Here is a 16,858-nt window from a genome sequence, read left to right on the forward strand (position 1 = left end):
TTGATCAACCATGGCAGAGCATTCATCGATTCCCGCCCAGACCCCGCGCTCGGTGCTCGTCACCGGCGGCAACCGCGGCATCGGCCTGGCCGTCGCGCAGCGTCTGGCCGCCGACGGGCACAAGGTGGCGGTGACCCACCGCGGCTCGGGGGCGCCCGAGGGCCTGTTCGGCGTGCAGTGCGATGTGACCGACACCGAGTCGGTGGAGCGGGCCTTCGCCGAGGTCGCTGAGCATCAGGGGCCGGTGGAGGTGCTGGTCGCGAATGCGGGCATCACCGACAACATGCTGCTCATGCGGCTCAGCGAAGAGAGCTTCGAGAAGGTCATCGACGCCAATCTGACCGGTGCCTTCCGCTGCGCGAAGGTCGCGACCAAGGGGATGCAGCGCGCGCGGTTCGGTCGCATGATCTTCCTCGGCTCGGTGGTGGCCACCTCCGGCATCCCGGGACAGGCCAACTATGCGGCGTCGAAGGCCGGCCTGATCGGCCTGGCTCGCTCCATCGCGCGCGAACTCGGGTCGCGGAACATCACCGCGAACGTCGTCGCTCCCGGATTCATCGAGACCGACATGACCGCCGCGATGGAGGACCGGTACATCGAGATGGCCAAGCAGGCCATTCCGCTGGGCCGGACCGGTAAGCCCGAGGATGTCGCGGCGGCCATCAGCTTCCTGGCGTCCGATCAGGGCGGATACATCACCGGTGCGGTCATCCCGGTCGACGGCGGCATGGGCATGGGCCACTGACGAGCCGGTACCGGCGCCGCCTTCCACACTTCTTCACTCACCCCCCACAGGAGCTTTTCGTGAGCGGAATCCTCGCAGGCAAGACCATTCTGGTGACCGGCATCATCACCGATGCATCGATCGCCTTCCACACCGCCAAGGTCGCCCAGGAGCAGGGTGCCACCGTGATCATCACGGGCATCCCCGAGCGGCTGCGCCTCATCGACCGGATCGCCAAGCGGCTGCCGCAGGAGGTGCCGCCGGCCATCCCGCTCGACGTCACCGACGAGGAGAGCCTCGGGGCCCTCGCCGACAAGGTGCGCGAGCTCGCGCCCCAGGGGATCGACGGTCTCGTGCACTCGATCGCGTTCGCGCCCAAGACGCTCATGGGCCCGGATGCGCTGCCCTTCCTCGAGGGGCCGGGCCCGGACGTCGCGAAGTCGTTCGAGATCTCCGCGTGGAGCTATGCCTCGCTCGCCCGCGCCGCGCTTCCGGTGATGAACGAGGGCGGCTCGATCGTCGGCATGGACTTCGATCCGCGCACGGCTCTGCCCGATTACAACTGGATGGGCGTTGCGAAGGCCGCACTCGAATCGGTGAACCGCTACGTGGCGCGCGAGGTGGGGGAGGCCAAGCGCATCCGCTCCAACCTCGTGGCGGCCGGACCGATCAAGACGCTGGCGGCCAAGGCCATCTCCGGCACCGCGACCGACGATGCGCGCAAGCTCAACATGCTCAACGAGTACTGGGACGGAGCCTCGCCGATCGGCTGGAACGTCGACGACCCGGGCGTGGTGGGCACCAGTGTGTGCGCCGTGCTGTCGGACTTCCTCCCGGGCACCACGGGATCGATCATCTACGTCGACGGCGGAGCCAGCCACAACACCTGGTTCCCCGAGAACTTCCTCGGCTGAGATGCACGGATCGGAAGACGGCGGCGCATTCGATGCGCTGCTGTTCCTGTCGTTCGGCGGGCCGGAGAAGCCGGCGGATGTGCGGCCCTTCCTCGAGAACGTCACGCGCGGCCGCGGCGTGCCGCGCGAACGCCTCGACGAGGTGGTGGAGCACTACCTGCACTTCGGCGGGGTCTCGCCGATCAACCGTCTCAACCTCGACATGATCGAGGCGCTGCGCGCCGAGCTGGGGCGACGTGGCCGGGACCTGCCGATCTACTTCGGCAACCGCAACTGGCATCCGCTCGTCGCCGACACCACCCGCCGGATGTACGACGACGGGCACCGGCGGGTACTCGTGTTCCCCACCTCGGCGTGGGGCGGGTATTCGGGCTGCCGGCAGTACCACGAGGACATCGCGGGAGCGCTGTCGGCGACGGGGCTGGACGACGCCGGGCTGGTACTGCGGAAGCTGCCGCAGTTCAGCGCCGAGCCGAAGTTCATCGAGGCCTCGGCGAATGCGCTGCGCACGGCCCTGGGTTCCTTCGGCACGGCGCCACGCGTGGTGTTCACCGCGCATTCGATTCCTGCGGCCGCCGACCGGAACGCCGGGCCCGCGGCCGAGGGCGGACACCTGTACTCGCTGCAGGTGAAGGCCGCCGCCGCGGCGGTGGCGCACTCGGTGGGCCTGCAGGAGTACGACGTCGTGTGGCAGTCGCGATCCGGTCCGCCGCAGGTGCCGTGGCTGGAGCCGGACATCTGCGATCACCTGCGAGAGCTGCGCGAGAGCGGCGTCACCGATGTGGCGGTGATGCCGATCGGCTTCGTCTCCGATCACCTCGAGGTGATCTGGGATCTGGACTCCGAGGCCAGGGAACTGGCAGCCGAGCTCGGCATGGGATACGTGCGCGTACCGACGGTCGGCACCGACCCCGTCTTCCTCTCGATGATCGTCGACCTGATCGAGCGGTATGCGGACGGCGGGGGAGACGTCACCGCGATGGGCTGTGGCGACAACGGTGCGCTGTGCCGGCCCGACTGCTGTGTTCCCGCGCGGCGGCCGAGCAGCCGGCCGTGATGTCCGGCTAGCTCGGATCCACCGTCACGAAGTCGATCAGCTCTTCCACGCTGCGCAGCAGCGGGACTTCCAGATCCCGGAAACTCGACACGCCCGCCAGAACGCGCCGCCAACCGTCTTGCGGTGTGCCCCAGCCGAGTTCGGAACAGATGCCGGTCTTCCAGTCCGTGCCCATCGGGATCACCGGCCAGGCGTCGATGCCGACGGACGCGGGCTTCACGGCCTGCCAGACATCCACGTAGGGGTGGCCGCAGACGAGGACGTGCGGACCCACCTCGGCGGTCAGCTTGGCCTCCTTCGTGCCGGCGACCAGATGGTCGACCAGCACACCGGCCCTTCGATGCGGTGCGGGCTCGAAGTCGGCCAGCGCGTCGTCGAGGTTGTCGAGGCCGTCGAGACTGATGACGACGACGCCCTCGCCTCGGAGGTCGTCGCCCCAGACCCGTTCCAGGAGCGTGGCGTCGTGCACCCCCTCCACGAAGATGCGGCTGGAGCGCGCTGTGCGGGCCCGTTGCTTGGGCGCCGCGCGCGAGCCGGAGGCGGTCCGCGTGGGCTGGACCGGGCCGCGCCCGCGAGGCCGGACCAGAGTCACCGGCTTGCCGTCGATGAGGAATGCGGCCGGATACATGTGAAACACGCGGGTCCGCCCGCGGCGATCCTCGAGCCGGACCATGTCGCCGGCGTAACTCTTCTCCAGACCCACCACGGCGCCGCAGAATCCGGTCGCCGCGTCTTCGACCACCAGATCGCGCTCGGCGGCCACTTCGGGGGCCTTCGGCTTGGTCTTGCGGGGCGAGGACAGCACGTCGCGGCCGTATCGATCATCGAACACGGATTCCAAGGGTAGGGGCCGGCGTCGGGATCGGCGGGCGCGACGCTCCGGTGACCGCCGAGTCGCCGAGTATTCTGGCTTGGATGACCAGTTCCTCCCTGATGCTGCGGTCGTGGCCGGCGAGCGCGTTGGCGGTGTGGGCGGCCGCGCGTGAGGCCGGCCGCTGCTCGGCCGACGACGTCCTGCACACCCTTCACGACTACGCGCAGGTGCACGAGCTCGACCCCGGAGGCGACATCCTCGACCTGCTCGGCGCGGTGTCGGGCGCCAACGCGATGTGCGTGCGACTGCCCGCGCCCGGAGATGCCCAGGGACTGCCGCCGGGACGCCCCACCGATGCCGCGATGGCGGCGGGTGAGGTGATTCTGATCGACGACCGCGAACCCGAAGGTCCCAGTACGCCCGCCGCCGGAGCGATGCGTGCGCTCGCGCTCGTCCCGATCGGCACGGCCGAGCGCTGCCGATGGCAGTCGATGCGCTACGACCGTGACGTGGCGGTCGGGGCGTTGCTCTCCGACAGCCCGCTGGGGGAGGTCGAGTACGAACTGCGCAGCGCGGTCGCCGAGGCCGCGACCTCGATCGCCGCACTCGGCGGCAGGCGTGGTTCGCCGGCCGACCTGCGCGATGCGCTGGCCGCTCGGGTCTCGGCGTCGACCATCGATCTGCCGCCGCACGACAATCCCCGTGTCGACCGGGTGCTGGCGAGCGCCGCGCAGATCGACGCGATCGTGTCGTTGACGGGAACGGGGGAGCTGGGCGACTCCGGGTCGCAGTTGGCGACCGCCGACGAGCGGTTGCGCGGTCTGGCGGCGCTGGCACGCCGAGCGCGGTCGGCGGCGGTGAACACACTGATCGCCGATTATCGGTTCCGCGCCGGCTGACCGCTCAGACGCCCGCCAGCCAGCCGATTCCCGCGAACGCCGCCGCCCACAGCACAGAGGCGAACGTGCCGAGAATGAACTGTTCGCTGGCACGCGGAGCGCGAAGTTCGGAGAACCGGGCCAGGCTCTTCACCGCGAGGGTGATCCCGATGCCGGCGGGCCACGCGAGAAGCAGCGACGCCGCCACCGCCGTGCGTTCGAGCATGCCGATGATCCGGCCGCCGCGCAGCGGTGCCTCGGGTTCGTCGTCGTGGTTGTCGGCCCGGGTCGGGATCCCGCCGAGCACCAGCACGACGCGGACCGCGCTCGATCCGGTGGTCGCCGCGGCGATCACCGCCACGACGTGGACGGCGACCAGCCCGGCGCCGGACGACGGCGCGCCGACCGCGGCGACGACGGCAGCCGCGGCGATGAGCGCCGCGCTCGCCGCCGCCGCGATCACATCGGTCGCCAGCACGGCGGAGTCGGACCGTTCGGGGTCGTCGACGAGGCGGCGCCGAACCAGCGAGGTGCCCGCGGACACCGCGATCGCGAGCAGTAGCAGGACGATGATCGCGATCATTCACTCACCTCCGGCAGCGGGCTGACGCCGTCTGCGGTCTGAAGCAGTCGGCGGAACAGCTCCTCCGCCGGACGCTGCACATCCCAGCGCGCATGCCGCAGTCGCAGCGACATGGCCTGCGGCGAAATGCCCAGGGCATCCGCCGCCGCGGACTGGCTCGACCCGGCCGCGACCAGGGACACCGCCTCGCGACCGGCCTCGGAGCGGTCGAGCAGGACGTCGAGCAGGAGCCACGCGGCGGTCTGGGCATGATCGCACCACGGCGACACCCCGCGAACGCACAGATGCCAGCGGTTCTTCTTCGCCGCCTCCACGGCGTCACGGGCGTCGAGGAAGGCCTGCCCGCGCCCCGCGCGTGTCTGCGGCGGCAGCGGAGCCTCCAGGGTGCCCACCCCGATGCCGACGCTCCAGTCGCCCGAGGCGGCGAGGTCGACGGCGAGCACAGCCAAGTGATCGGGGGACTCGAACACCGCTTGCACTTCATCGCCCGCGGTCCGCTCGAACGGTCGGATCATGCCCGGGCCGGAGCGGGCGAGCACCTCGGGCACCCGATCGCGTCCGGTACGGCTGCCCCGTTGATCGGCGGTCAGAACGAACACGGTCACCTCCCGAGTGAGTCCGCTTGGCGTGGGCGCGCGACGAATCCATCAAGCATAAAGGCTTGAAACTGGGAGAATCAAGTGTTTTTGCTTGATTGTGACCCGTTGACGGGCATGCGGGTGTCGACGATCAACCCGATGACACCGATAGAGAACAGCACCGCGGAGAAGACCAGGCTGATCGGGCTGCCTTCGCCGGTCAGTGCATTGCCGAGGAAGATCAGGGCCGCGTTGCCCGGAGTCATCCCGATCACGGTCGCGGCCGTGTAGGGGAGGAGTCGGATGCTCGACAGCCCCGAGAGGTAGTTGAGCAGTGAGAAAGGACACACCGCGATCAGGCGCAGAGACCCGACCGCCAGCCAGCCGCGGCGCTCGAGGCGATACTCCACGGTGGCGATCACCGGATGGCGCAGGTACGGGCGGATCCGTTCCCGTCCCAGCCGCCGCGCGAGCAGGAAGGCGGCGACGGCGGCGATCGTCGACGACACCGTCGCTCCGGCGAAGGCGAGAGCCGGCGCGAACAGCACACCCGCCGTCACGGTGAACGCCGTCCGGGGAACCGGACCGATCGGGACCACCGCGTAGGCGAGGAAGAACAGCGCCGGAAACCACGGCCCGAGCGATTCGGACCAGGCGCGCGCGGTCGCTATCGACGGCAGTGGGATGAAGTACGCGGCGACCAGTATCGCCACCACCGCGGCCATGACGATCCCGCCGCGGATCAGCGCTGTCCGGGTGACGTCCGTCCGCTTGCGGGCCGGCCGGTCCCGGCGCGCCTCGGCGGTCGTGCCATCGAGGGACACCGGCTGTTCGACCGGAGCGGCGGACCGCGGTGAATTGATGCGCACGAGGGAGTAGTTTACGGGTCAGATCACATCCCCCAGGTTCGCCCGAGCGTTTGATCGGTTATCGTTCCCTACGACGAAACTTCAGATGGTCGAGCTTTGGAGGTAGGCGAGCCGATGACGGCAAGTGACGACCCCGCGGCGCCGCGCGGCGCCGACGCGCTGCGGCAGGCGTACGACGAATGGTCCGAAGCGGCCGCCGGTGTGCTGGCGAAGGCACGCAAGGTCTCGGCGGATGAACTCCCCGACACCGCGGAGGCCCTGCTGTCCACCACGACGGGCGACGGCACCGTGGTCCGCCCGCTCTACACCCGGAAGGACGAGGTCGCCGAGTCGGGACTGCCCGGACAGTTCCCGTTCGTGCGCGGCGCCGATCCGGTGCGCGACGTCAACGTCGGCTGGCGGGTGACCGAGCGTTTCGGCGACGAGGGCGGCAGCGCCGAGGAAGTCAACGAGCAGATTCTCGACGCCGCGGGCAATGGGACCAGCGGGCTGTGGCTCAAGGTGGACGGCGGCATCGGCGCCGACGGGATCGCCACGGCACTGCGCGGCGTGTACCTCGACCTGATGCCGGTGACCCTGGACGCCGGCGCCGAGGGGATCGAGGCGGCGCGGGCGTATCTGGAAGCTCGCGTCGCGGCACCCGTGGCGCCGCAGGCCGCGCCCTCCACGATCGCGAACGTGCAGAGCCTGGGGCTGTCGCCGTACACGGCGCAGTTCTCCGGACGGGCCACCGTCGACGTCGACGCCGCGACCGCGCTGGCCGCCGACGCTCCGGAAGGGGTACGCACCTTCCGGGTCGACGGCACCGACTTCAGTCAGGCGGGAGCGAACAACCCGCAGGAACTCGGGCTCTCGGTGGCCGCGGCCGTGGCACATGTCCGCGACCTGGTCGCGGCCGGCCGCAGCCGGGCCGAGGCACTCGGACAGATCACCTTCGGGGTCTCGGTCGACGACGACCAGTTCGCCGGCATCGCCAAGTTGCGCGCACTGCGCACCGTGTGGGCTCGGGTGGCCGACGTGCTCGGCGAACCGGACGCCGGTGCCGCCGTGACCCACGCGGTGACCGACCTGGCGATGCTGACGCAGCGCGACCCGTGGGTCAACATGCTGCGATCCACCGTCGCGGCGTTCGGTGCCGGCGTCGGCGGCGCCGACCAGGTGACCGTCCTCGGCTACGACGCCGCGCTTCCGGCGGGCGAACGGTCCTCCAGCGCGTCCTTCTCTCACCGGATCGCCCGCAACACCCAGCTGCTTCTGCTCGAGGAGTCGAACCTCGGCCGTGTTCTCGATCCGGCGGGTGGCTCGTGGTACGTCGAGTCGCTCACCGCCGATCTCGCCGCGGCGGCATGGGACGTCTTCACCGAGGTCGAACGCCGGGGCGGGTACCGGGCGGCCCTGTCCGACGGCTGGATCGGCGAGCAGATCGCCGAGTCCCTCGCAGCACGCGACCTGCGAGTCGCGCACCGCGCAGCGCCGCTCACCGGTGTCAGCGAGTTTCCGAACCTGGACGAGGCCGCCCGCCCGGCGGGCACGGCGCAGACCGTCGACCTCGCGACGGCGACGCCGAAGCTCGCTCGCGTGGCGCGACAGTTCGAGGCGCTCCGCGACCGGGCCGACGCGGAGCGGACGCGCCCGAGCGTCCTGCTGCTTCCGCTCGGAAGTGTCGCCGAGCACAACGGACGCACCACTTTCGTCGCGAATCTGCTTGCAGCCGGCGGGATCTCGGCAGTCAATCCGGGTCCGATCGAACCCGACCAGATCGCCGGCCTCGCTGCGGAGAACGCCGCCACGGTCGCCGTTCTGTGCGGCACGGCCAAGCGATACGCGAGCGACGGTCCCGCGGCTCTGGCCGCGGCGCGTGCGGCGGGAATCGACCGCGTGCTGCTGGCCGGACCCGATCGTGAGTGGCCGGAGGCCGCCGACCGGTGTGACGGCTCGCTGCGAGTGGGCATCGACGCGGTCGCGACCCTCACCGAACTTCTCGACCACCTGACCGACGGCGGGAGCGTATCCGCATGAGCAACACAGTTCCGAACTTCGCCGATGTCGCGCTGACCGGCGACCGCGCCGTTGAGCCCGCGGGTTCGGGTGCGGCGCAGACCGAGGCGCTCGCCCGTGCCAACGGCTACACGGCCGATCAGGTCACCTGGAGCACGCCCGAGCAGATCGACGTGCAGCCGGTGTTCACCCGCGCGGACCGCGACGCGGCCGCCGAGGACGGCGGCTACCCGCTCGATTCGATCCCGGGTGCGGCGCCCTTCATCCGCGGCCCGTACCCGACGATGTACGTCAACCAGCCGTGGACCATCCGCCAGTACGCGGGATTCTCGACCGCCGCCGAGTCGAACGCCTTCTACCGGCGCAATCTCGCCGCCGGCCAGAAGGGTCTGTCGGTGGCCTTCGACCTCGCGACCCACCGCGGATACGATTCGGACCACCCCCGGGTGGCCGGTGACGTCGGCATGGCCGGCGTGGCGATCGACTCCATTCTCGACATGCGCCAGCTCTTCGACGGCATCGACCTCGGCAATGTGTCGGTGTCGATGACGATGAACGGCGCCGTGCTGCCGATCCTCGCGCTGTACGTGGTGGCCGCCGAAGAGCAAGGCGTGCCGCCGGAGAAGCTGGCCGGAACCATTCAGAACGACATTCTGAAAGAGTTCATGGTCCGCAACACCTACATCTATCCGCCGACGCCCTCGATGCGGATCATCTCGGACATCTTCGCGTACACCAGCGCCAAGATGCCGAAGTTCAACTCCATCTCCATCTCCGGCTATCACATCCAGGAGGCCGGCGCGACCGCCGACCTGGAGCTCGCGTACACCCTCGCCGACGGTGTGGAGTACATCCGGGCGGGACTGGAAGCGGGCCTGGACATCGACAAGTTCGCTCCGCGGCTGTCGTTCTTCTGGGGCATCGGGATGAACTTCTTCATGGAGGTCGCCAAGCTCCGCGCCGCCCGCCTGCTCTGGAGTGAGCTGGTGGCGAAGTTCGAGCCGCGCAACGCCAAGAGCCTGTCTCTGCGTACCCACTCGCAGACCTCCGGCTGGTCGCTGACCGCGCAGGACGTGTTCAACAACGTCGCACGCACCTGTGTCGAGGCGATGGCGGCGACTCAGGGGCACACCCAGTCGCTGCACACCAACGCGCTCGACGAGGCCATCGCGTTGCCGACCGACTTCTCGGCACGGATCGCCCGCAACACCCAGCTGCTGCTCCAGCAGGAGTCGGGCACCACGCGGCCCATCGACCCGTGGGCCGGCTCCAACTACGTCGAGTGGCTCACGCACCAGCTGGCGGAGAAGGCGCGCGCACACATCGCCGAGGTGGAAGAGGCCGGCGGTATGACGCAGGCCATCAACGAGGGTCTGCCGAAGCTGCGCATCGAGGAGGCCGCCGCACGCACGCAGGCGCGCATCGACTCCGGGCAGCAGCCCCTCGTCGGCGTCAACAAGTACCGCGTCGACGAGGACGAGGAGATCGAGGTCCTCAAGGTCGACAACTCCAAGGTACGGGCCGAACAGCTCGCCAAGCTCGAGAAGCTGCGCGCCGAGCGGGACTCGTCGGCCGTGGAGGCGGCGCTGGCGAACCTGACGCGCGCTGCCGCCGAGCCCGGCGGCAGCGACCTCGACAACAACCTGATGGCGCTGGCCATCGACGCCGCTCGCCACGGGGCCACCGGCGGCGAGATCTCCGATGCGATGGAGAAGGTCTTCGGCCGTCACCAGGCGGAGATCCGGACCATCAGCGGCGTGTACCGCAACGAGGCAGGTGAATCCGTGAGCAACATCGATGAGGCGATGGCCGTCGTCGACGCCTTCGCCGAGGCCGAGGGCCGACGCCCCCGCGTGCTGGTCGCGAAGATGGGCCAGGACGGCCACGATCGCGGACAGAAGGTGATCGCCACCGCCTTCGCCGACCTCGGCTTCGACGTCGACGTGGGCCCGCTGTTCGCCACTCCGGAGGAGGTCGCCGCCCAGGCCGCGGACAACGACGTGCACGTCGTCGGTGTCTCGTCCCTGGCGGCCGGCCACCTCACGCTGGTGCCTGCGCTGAAGAAGGCACTGGCCGACGTCGGCCGTGACGACATCATGATCGTCGTCGGCGGCGTCATTCCCCCGGGCGATTTCGACGAGCTGTACCGGGCCGGGGCCGCGGCGATCTTCCCGCCGGGAACGGTCATCGCCGACAGCGCGGTGGATCTGATCCGGAAGCTGGCCGATCAGCTGGGCCTGGAACTGGCTGCAGCAGCGGAATGAGCGACGCGCAGTCCCGCCGGGCCGACCGCCCGGCGGGCCGCCGGATCGACGTCGACGCGCTGACCGAGGGCGTCCTGTCGGGAAACCGAGCCCAATTGGCGCGCGCCATCACGCTCGTCGAATCGGCCCGGCCGGATCACCGGGCGGCGGCACAGCAACTCCTGCTGAACCTGGGGCCGCACGCGGGCAAGTCGTTCCGCGTGGGAATCACGGGCGTGCCCGGTGTCGGCAAGTCGACGACCATCGAGGCCCTCGGCATGCATCTCATCGAGTTGGGGCATCGGGTCGCCGTGCTGGCGGTAGACCCCTCGTCCACCCGCACCGGCGGTTCGATCCTCGGTGACAAGACCCGGATGGGCCGGCTGTCCGCGGCGGAGGAGGCCTACATCCGCCCGTCCCCGAGTTCGGGGACCCTCGGCGGCGTGACGAAGGCGACGCGCGAGACGATCGTGCTCGTCGAGGCGGCGGGCTATGACGTCGTGCTCGTCGAGACGGTCGGGGTGGGGCAGTCGGAGGTGAGCGTCGCGAACATGGTCGACGTGTTCACCTTCCTCACTCTGGCGCGAACGGGCGATTCGCTGCAGGGCATCAAGAAGGGTGTCCTCGAACTCGCCGAGATCGTGGTCGTCAACAAGGCCGACGGCAAACACATCAACGAGGCGCGGGGCGCCGCCCGCGAACTGCGCAATGCGCTGGGGCTGATCTATCCCCACGACGTGTTGTGGCATCCGCCGGTGCTGACGATGAGCGCGCTGGAGAACACCGGCGTTCACGAGTACTGGGAGGCGATCCTGCGGCACCGCGAGACGCTTTCGGCCGCCGGACAGTTCGAGAGGCGCCGAGCGCAACAGCAGGTGGACTGGATGTGGAGCATGGTGCGCGAGGCGATGCTCAATCGCCTCGAGGAGGACCCGGCGGTCCGTGCGGTACGGCGTGAAGTGGAGGCCGGAGTGCTCTCGGGCACGCTGACTCCGACTCTCGGAGCCGAGCGGATCGCGGGGGCCGCGGGTTTCTGACCCGCGCCGCGCGTCGGTCGCACCCTGTTCTCGGGGTTGACTCCCTCATTGTTAGACCGCCCTCATCGCTGTTCAAGCCTGAATGCTTGATCTCTGGCAACTTAAGTCTCTGAGCTTGCGCTGAGACGACGGCGGGCGCCGAGATGTCACGTGCGTCCGAATCGCCCGATCACGCAAGCCTTTGTTGCGGATCTCACATGCGCTGAACTTTTTGAACAGACCTCTTCCGGGTCTAGTCTGGCTGAGTATTACTTAACTGCAGTCAACTATCTAAATGTCGGAGCGTGCGAACAGTGACGGACAACGGCGCGGACCGTGAGGACGGTGAGCACCGGATCGCCGACGGTGCGCTGATGTCGCTCTCGGTGATCCGCTTGACCCGCGCCGTGCGGCGCGGTGTCGGTCAGCAACAGCTGACCTCGTCGCAGGCGGCCACCCTGTGGGCCATCGCCGAGCTCGCCCCGGTGCGGCCCACCGATCTCGCGGAGCGGGAGAAGGTGACCACGGCGTCGATGTCGAAGAGCATCGCCTCGCTGGAGAGCGCGGGCCTGGTGTCGCGTACACCCGATCCGCACGACGGTCGAGTCAGCATGCTCGATCTGACGCCGGCCGGGCAGGCATACGTCCGGGACGCCAACTCGGAGCGGATCTCGTTGTACGAGACCGCCCTGAATCGGCTGCCGGAGTGCGAACGGGAATCGGTGGTCCGGTCGATCGCACTGTTCGCCGACACGATGTGTGAGCTGGTCACAGCCGGTGCGGCCCAGCCGTCCGCGCACCCGGCCAGTCGTTGAATGCCTGAGAAACGAGGGAGGAACTCTGTGCGGAATGCAGTCGATGGACATTCTCGGCTGATTCGCGGCGTCGTCCGAGACGAGCGCGGCGGATCCGTCCCGGATGCCACCGTCACGGTGATCGACCAGCAGGGGAGTCAGGTCGCTGTCGCGTCAGCGCGGCACGACGGGTCGTTCACCGCCCACGTCGCGGCCGACGGCCAGTACGTGCTCGCCGCGTGGGCGACCGGGCACGAACCGGCGGCGGTGACGGCGATGATGGCCGGTGCCCCGATCCAGACGCAGATCGTGCTGTCCGCCCATTCCGCGCTCGGCGGTCTCGTCCGCGACGCCGACGGCGCACCGATCGCCGGCGCGGTGGTGACCGCGACCGCCCCGTCCGGGCACGTGGTCGCGACGGCGGTCGCCGGCGCCGACGGCCGATGGGAACTGCGCGGCGTGGCCGAGGGCGGATACACGCTGGTGGTGAACGCGCCAGGGTTCGAGGCGACCGCCAGAACCGTCGCTCACACCGCGGGTTCCTCGCAGCCGGTGGTCGTCGAGATGCGCTCCGCCGTCGCTCTGTCCGGTCTGGTCACCGACGCGCACGGGGGAGTGATCGGCCACAGCCAAGTGTCGCTGCTGGCCGCCGACGGCTCAATGGCGGCCAGTGTGTTCAGCGACGAGGACGGGCGCTACAGCTTCACCGATCTCACCCCCGGCGACTACACGGTGCTGGCCAACGGTTACGCGCCGGTGGCCGCGACCGTCGACGTCCGGGCCGGACGATTCGTCAATCACGAGTTCGTCCTCGGCGTGCAGGGGCGGTGACCATGACCGCACAGCTCACAGCACGCGTGGCGACTCCGGCGGGCCGCGGCATCGACACCGCCGTGGTGACCGTCATGTCGCAGGAGGGACAGCAGGCGGCGATCGTCAGGTCCGACGGCGACGGACACATTCGCGTCGACGACCTGGCCGCGGGGATGTACACCGTGGTCGCCGCCGCGGACGGCTTCCAGCCGGCCGCTCGCACCGCCGTCGTGTCCGGTCCCGGCGCGGTCGGTCTGGGCGAGGTCACTCTCGCCCGGGTCGGCGGATCGCCGACCCCCGAGGCCGGCCGCTGGGAGATCGACGGCTCGCATTCGACCATCGACATCAGCGTCCGTCACCTCGGGATCGCGACCGTCCGCGGCCGTTTCACCGAGTTCACGGGCACCATCGTCGTCGGCGACTATCCGGAGCAGTCGTCGGTGACGGCGGAGATCTCGACCGCCAGCATCGACACCGACAACCGGATGCGCGACGAGGTGCTGCGATCGAGTGCGTTCTTCGACGCCGAGCGCTACCCGACGACCCTCTTCCACGCCGAGCGGGTGCGCCCGGCGTCCGACGAGACCTGGACGCTCGAGGGAACGCTGACCCTGCGTGACACCGCCGTCCCGGTCTCGCTCGAGCTGATCTTCCTCGGGCAGACCGAGGACCCGTGGGGCGGCGTCCGCGCCGGCTTCCAAGCCACGGCGACCCTTCGGCGCCGTGACTTCGGGATCAGCTTCGACGACAAGCTCGTCAGCGGAGCCGCGCAGATCGGCAACACCGCTCGCGTCCGGCTCGACATCCAGGCCGTCCGCTCGCCGGAGACGTGATCGACGCCTCCGCGGCGCACGGCCCACCCGATCTTCGGCGTAACCGTCGCAAGCACTGATTCACCGCAAGCACTGATTCACCGCATTAGTCCTGAAAGGTTCGCATGTCGACCAAAACAGTTGCAGACACCGCCGGCGGCACAGGCCCGGCCGGCGGTGCCCGCCAGCAGACCCTCGAAGAACTCGGTCCCCACTACAAGTGGATCGCGCTCTCCAACACCACCCTGGGCATGTTGATCGCCACGATCAACAGTTCCATCGTGCTGATCGCCCTGCCCGACATCTTCAAGGGCATCAACCTCAATCCCCTCGAACCCCAGAACACCAGCTACCTGCTGTGGATGATGATGGGCTTCCTCGTCGTCACCGCGGTCCTGGTGGTGAGCTTCGGCCGGCTCGGCGACATGTTCGGCCGAGCGCGCATGTACAACATGGGCTTCGCGGTGTTCACCGTCTCGTCCATCTTCCTGGCGATCACCTGGTTCGACGGGTCGCAGGCCGCCATCTGGCTGATCTTCTGGCGCGTCATCCAGGGTGTCGGCGGCGCCTTCCTGATGGCCAACTCATCGGCCATCCTCACCGACGCCTTCCCGGCCAACCAGCGCGGTCTGGCGATGGGCATCAACGGTGTCGCGGCGATCGCCGGCTCGTTCCTCGGCCTCCTGATCGGCGGCGTGCTGGCCCCGATCCAGTGGCACTACATCTTCCTCGTCTCCGTTCCGTTCGGCGTCGTGGGCACCATCTGGGCCTACCTGAAGCTGCGGGACACCGGCGAGCGCCGCAAGGCCAAGATGGACTGGTGGGGCAACCTCACCTTCGCCGTCGGCTTGATCGCGATCCTCGTCGGCATCACCTACGGCATCCAGCCGTACGGCTCATCGGACATGGGCTGGAGCAACCCCTGGGTGCTCGCCGCACTGGTCGGCGGTGCCTTCGTCCTCGCGGTCTTCGTGTTCATCGAGATGCACGTCGACAGCCCGCTGTTCGAACTGTCGCTGTTCCGCAACCGGTCGTTCACCTTCGGCAACATCGCGAACCTGATGGCGTCCATCGGGCGCGGCGGTCTGCAGTTCATCCTCATCATCTGGCTGCAGGGCATCTGGCTGCCGCAGCACGGCTACGACTACTCGCAGACACCGCTGTGGGCGGGCATCTACATGGTTCCGATGACCGTGGGCTTCCTGGTCTCCGCGCCGGTGTCGGGCGCGCTCTCGGACAAGCTGGGCACCAAGTGGTTCACCACCCTCGGTCTGCTGATCACCGCGGGCACCTTCGCTGCCCTCATCGCCATCCCCGTCGACTTCGACTACTGGGTGTTCGCCGTGATCCTCGTGGTCAACGGCATCGGCATGGGCCTGTTCGCCTCCCCGAACCGTGCCGAAGTGATGAACAGCCTGCCGGTCACCTCGCGTGGCTCCGGTGCCGGGATGATGACGACCTTCCAGAACGCGGCGATGGTCCTGTCGATCGGTCTGTTCTTCTCGCTGATGATCGCGGGTCTCTCGAGCACGCTGCCGTCGGCGATGTTCGACGGTCTCACCGCCAACGGCATGCCCGCGCAACCCGCGCAGGCCATCGCCGGTCTGCCGACCGTGGGCATCTTGTTCGCCGCGTTCCTCGGCTACAACCCGATCCAGCAGGTCGGCGGCCAGGCGCTGAACGGACTGCCGCAGGCCAGCGTCGAGCATCTGACCGGACTGGACTTCTTCCCGCACTTGATCAGCGATCCGTTCGCGGACGGTCTCACCGCCGCGTTCACCTTCGCCCTGATCTGCTGCGTGCTCGGTGCGATCGCGTCGGTGTTCACCGGCGCCCGGAAGCCGCTGACGGCGAGCCATGAGACGGTCGGCGCCGAGATCGCCGCGGTCGCCGGAGACGCCGGTGTCGGATCGCCGGTCGCCCTCGTCGCCGAGACGCCGTCGGAGAGCTTCGCTTCCCCGTCGGGCGCTCAGCTGTCCGGAACCGTGACCGGTCCGGACGGTGCGCCGCTCGCCGGGGCGGCCATCACGGTCACCGACAGCGAAGGACGGCAGGCCGGCGGCGCGACCGTCGCCGAGGACGGTTCGTACCGAGTCGGCGGACTGGAGAGCGGGGCGTACACGGTGATCGCCACCGCGCCGGGACGCGGCCCCAAGGCCGTCGGTGTGTCGACGGTCGGGGACGTGGGACTGCGCCGGGACTTCTCGCTCTCGGGCGCAGCCGTGCTGACCGGGCGCGTCCGCGACGCCCAGCGCCCGCTGCCCGCACGGCTGGTCGTGACCGATCAGACCGGTTCGGTGCTGGCCACCGCGCAGGCCGGCTCGGACGGCGAGTTCTCGATCGGCGGCCTCACCGACGGCGACACCGTGGCGGTGACCGCCTCGGCGCCCGGCTACCAGGCGAGCAGCGAGTTGGTGACCGCCGGAGACGCCGTGGCGATCGACATCGTGCTCGACGCCATCGGCGGCGTCCAGGGGTACGTGCGCGCCGCGGACGGCACTCCGCTTGCCGGAGCGACCGTGTCGGCGATCGGCTCGGATCGGACCATCGTCGCCACGGCCCGGACCGACGCCGACGGGCGCTACCGCATCGAGGGTCTCACCGACGACAGGTTCACCGTCGTCGCGAGCATGTACGAGCCGCGCGCGGTGCAGACCACGGTGACCGCCGACGGCGACAACACGCTCGACATCACGCTCGGAACCGGGGTCGGCAGCAGACAGGGCTGACCGCGGCAGACCCGGCACGCGGCGCGGGCGTCACCG

The 16,858-nt window shown here is 69.4% G+C and carries 15 protein-coding genes; 11 read left to right on the plus strand and 4 right to left on the minus strand.

Going from position 1 to position 16,858, the window contains the following annotated elements:
- Positions 1–10: 10 nt before the first annotated feature.
- The 3 genes from fabG1 to ACZ5QD_RS05330 are packed head-to-tail and all read left to right on the plus strand — an operon-like array spanning position 11 to position 2,695.
- Positions 11–745, plus strand: a complete 735-nt coding sequence (gene fabG1, locus ACZ5QD_RS05320) for a 3-oxoacyl-ACP reductase FabG1 (RefSeq protein ID WP_006894887.1) — start codon at positions 11–13, stop codon at positions 743–745.
- Positions 746–804: 59 nt separating this feature from the next.
- Entirely contained in the window at positions 805–1,638 is an 834-nt protein-coding gene (gene inhA / locus ACZ5QD_RS05325; RefSeq protein ID WP_006894888.1) for an NADH-dependent enoyl-ACP reductase InhA, read from the plus strand.
- A 1-nt stretch (position 1,639) separates the two neighbouring features.
- Entirely contained in the window at positions 1,640–2,695 is a 1,056-nt protein-coding gene (locus tag ACZ5QD_RS05330) for a ferrochelatase (protein WP_006894889.1), read from the plus strand.
- A 7-nt stretch (positions 2,696–2,702) separates the two neighbouring features.
- Here ACZ5QD_RS05330 and ACZ5QD_RS05335 read toward each other — a convergent pair whose 3' ends face one another.
- Positions 2,703–3,527: a DUF3097 domain-containing protein gene (locus tag ACZ5QD_RS05335; RefSeq protein WP_006894890.1), complete on the minus strand. Its 825-nt coding sequence runs from the start codon at positions 3,525–3,527 to the stop codon at positions 2,703–2,705.
- A gap of 83 nt (positions 3,528–3,610) precedes the next feature.
- Between ACZ5QD_RS05335 and ACZ5QD_RS05340 the strand changes: the two genes are divergently transcribed.
- Positions 3,611–4,408 (plus strand): serine/threonine protein kinase, encoded by a 798-nt coding sequence (locus ACZ5QD_RS05340; protein WP_464367152.1) that lies wholly within the window; start codon positions 3,611–3,613, stop codon positions 4,406–4,408.
- Between the two features lie 4 nt (positions 4,409–4,412).
- Here ACZ5QD_RS05340 and ACZ5QD_RS05345 read toward each other — a convergent pair whose 3' ends face one another.
- From ACZ5QD_RS05345 to ACZ5QD_RS05355, 3 genes are all read right to left on the minus strand, one after another.
- Positions 4,413–4,970, minus strand: a complete 558-nt coding sequence (locus ACZ5QD_RS05345; RefSeq protein WP_278127320.1) for a hypothetical protein — start codon at positions 4,968–4,970, stop codon at positions 4,413–4,415.
- Positions 4,967–5,569, minus strand: coding sequence for a hypothetical protein (locus ACZ5QD_RS05350; protein WP_039866799.1), 603 nt, complete (start codon positions 5,567–5,569; stop codon positions 4,967–4,969). Before ACZ5QD_RS05350 ends, ACZ5QD_RS05345 begins: the two co-directional genes overlap by 4 nt.
- Before the next feature lie 77 nt (positions 5,570–5,646).
- Positions 5,647–6,417, minus strand: coding sequence for a TVP38/TMEM64 family protein (locus tag ACZ5QD_RS05355; protein ID WP_464367153.1), 771 nt, complete (start codon positions 6,415–6,417; stop codon positions 5,647–5,649).
- A gap of 114 nt (positions 6,418–6,531) precedes the next feature.
- Here ACZ5QD_RS05355 and ACZ5QD_RS05360 point away from each other — a divergent pair, with 114 nt between their 5' ends.
- The 7 genes from ACZ5QD_RS05360 to ACZ5QD_RS05390 all read left to right on the plus strand — a co-directional run bounded on the left by ACZ5QD_RS05360 (position 6,532) and on the right by ACZ5QD_RS05390 (position 16,822).
- Positions 6,532–8,436, plus strand: a complete 1,905-nt coding sequence (locus tag ACZ5QD_RS05360) for a methylmalonyl-CoA mutase family protein (protein WP_464367154.1) — start codon at positions 6,532–6,534, stop codon at positions 8,434–8,436.
- Positions 8,433–10,679 (plus strand): methylmalonyl-CoA mutase, encoded by a 2,247-nt coding sequence (gene scpA, locus ACZ5QD_RS05365; protein ID WP_045540130.1) that lies wholly within the window; start codon positions 8,433–8,435, stop codon positions 10,677–10,679. Before ACZ5QD_RS05360 ends, scpA begins: the two co-directional genes overlap by 4 nt.
- Positions 10,676–11,695, plus strand: coding sequence for a methylmalonyl Co-A mutase-associated GTPase MeaB (gene meaB, locus ACZ5QD_RS05370; protein ID WP_278127324.1), 1,020 nt, complete (start codon positions 10,676–10,678; stop codon positions 11,693–11,695). The genes scpA and meaB overlap by 4 nt, the downstream gene beginning before the upstream one ends.
- A 284-nt stretch (positions 11,696–11,979) precedes the next feature.
- The gene (locus tag ACZ5QD_RS05375) at positions 11,980–12,489 is read left to right on the plus strand and encodes a MarR family winged helix-turn-helix transcriptional regulator (protein ID WP_278127325.1); all 510 of its coding nucleotides are present in this window, start codon (positions 11,980–11,982) and stop codon (positions 12,487–12,489) included.
- A gap of 27 nt (positions 12,490–12,516) precedes the next feature.
- A complete protein-coding gene (locus ACZ5QD_RS05380; RefSeq protein WP_464367155.1) occupies positions 12,517–13,299 on the plus strand; it encodes an MSCRAMM family protein in 783 nt (260 codons plus the stop codon).
- 2 nt (positions 13,300–13,301) lie between these two features.
- Complete coding sequence (locus ACZ5QD_RS05385; RefSeq protein ID WP_464367156.1) at positions 13,302–14,114, plus strand: YceI family protein; 813 nt, start codon at positions 13,302–13,304, stop codon at positions 14,112–14,114.
- A gap of 104 nt (positions 14,115–14,218) precedes the next feature.
- On the plus strand, positions 14,219–16,822 hold the full coding sequence (locus tag ACZ5QD_RS05390; RefSeq protein ID WP_278127328.1) for an MFS transporter: 2,604 nt from the start codon (positions 14,219–14,221) through the stop codon (positions 16,820–16,822).
- Positions 16,823–16,858: the final 36 nt, after the last annotated feature.

It is taken from the genome of Gordonia sp. J1A (assembly GCF_055393515.1).

Coding starts and splice junctions, on each gene's coding strand:
- meaB (WP_278127324.1), top strand. CDS start 10,676: ATGAGCGACGCGCAGTCCCGCCGGGCCGACCGCCCGGCGGGCCGCCGG.
- ACZ5QD_RS05340 (WP_464367152.1), top strand. CDS start 3,611: ATGACCAGTTCCTCCCTGATGCTGCGGTCGTGGCCGGCGAGCGCGTTG.
- ACZ5QD_RS05330 (WP_006894889.1), top strand. CDS start 1,640: ATGCACGGATCGGAAGACGGCGGCGCATTCGATGCGCTGCTGTTCCTG.
- fabG1 (WP_006894887.1), top strand. CDS start 11: ATGGCAGAGCATTCATCGATTCCCGCCCAGACCCCGCGCTCGGTGCTC.
- ACZ5QD_RS05390 (WP_278127328.1), top strand. CDS start 14,219: ATGTCGACCAAAACAGTTGCAGACACCGCCGGCGGCACAGGCCCGGCC.
- ACZ5QD_RS05360 (WP_464367154.1), top strand. CDS start 6,532: ATGACGGCAAGTGACGACCCCGCGGCGCCGCGCGGCGCCGACGCGCTG.
- ACZ5QD_RS05385 (WP_464367156.1), top strand. CDS start 13,302: ATGACCGCACAGCTCACAGCACGCGTGGCGACTCCGGCGGGCCGCGGC.
- ACZ5QD_RS05345 (WP_278127320.1), bottom strand. CDS start 4,970: ATGATCGCGATCATCGTCCTGCTACTGCTCGCGATCGCGGTGTCCGCG.
- scpA (WP_045540130.1), top strand. CDS start 8,433: ATGAGCAACACAGTTCCGAACTTCGCCGATGTCGCGCTGACCGGCGAC.